Origin of the sequence: Streptomyces sp. PU-14G (genome assembly GCF_041028275.1) — a bacterium.
In the GTDB taxonomy this organism is placed as follows: Bacteria; Actinomycetota; Actinomycetes; order Streptomycetales; family Streptomycetaceae; genus Streptomyces.
Map to the genome: position 1 here is coordinate 1 of NZ_JASKYT010000722.1, position 860 is coordinate 860.

At 70.2% G+C, this 860-nt stretch carries 1 protein-coding gene; it reads right to left on the minus strand.

The genetic code is table 11. From position 1 onward, the window contains the following. The coding region (locus AB8Z75_RS34945) for a DUF3662 domain-containing protein (RefSeq protein WP_369209166.1) at positions 1-487 on the minus strand (487 nt) is incomplete at its 3' end. Between the last annotated feature and the right edge of the window lie 373 nt (positions 488-860).

Below are 860 nucleotides of genomic sequence, written 5' to 3' on the forward strand. Positions count from 1 at the left end.
GCGCGGACGGCGGCGCCGAGGAGGGGCGGGGCGGGTAGCCGTAGCCGCCGTTCCCGGCGGCACCGGGCCGGTCCGGAGCGCGCTGGGCCTGGGCGGCCTGCGGCTGGGAGGTGCTGGAGGCGAGGGTGCGGCTGCGCACCCGGTACAGGCCGGTGTCCAGATCGTCGGCCTTCTCCAGATGGACCTTGATCGGCCCCATGAACGTGTAGCGCTGCTGCTTGGCGTAGTCCCGCACCATGCTGGCCAGTTCGTCCCCGAGCTGGCCCGAGTACGGGCTGAGCCGCTCGTAGTCGGGCGGACTGAGCTCGACGATGAAGTCGTTGGGGACGACCGTGCGCTCTCGGTTCCAGATCGTGGCGTTGTTGTCGCATTCGCGCTGGAGGGCGCCCGCGATCTCGACGGGTTGCACTTCGGACTTGAACACCTTCGCGAAGGTGCCGTTGACGAGGCCTTCGAGCCGCTGCTCGAACCGCTTCAGAACTCCCACGACGCACCTCCTTCCCAGATGCTCTCGGACCTAGCCGACCGGGTCGGCCTCCTGTCCGCTTCCCAGTGTCCCCCCGAATACGGGCACAGTGCTCCTGCGGTACTGCTTACTGATCGTATCCACGCGCGGGGAAATCGACTGGTTCCCCAGTGGGGCCCGGTGCTCGAGTGTTGCCCCTCACAGTGGTCCGCGCGCGGCCCCCGCCCACAGTTGCCCGTACCGCCCTACAGCGTCGCATGGATCGCCGGGTTCTCGTACTGAGTCCCGCCACGGCCGCGCCACGGCCGCGCCACGGCATCCGGTGGCTGCGCCGTCGTGCGGCGGGGTTGTGCTGTGGCCGCGTCAGGGCTGGGAGCCTGCGGGAGGGGCGGGG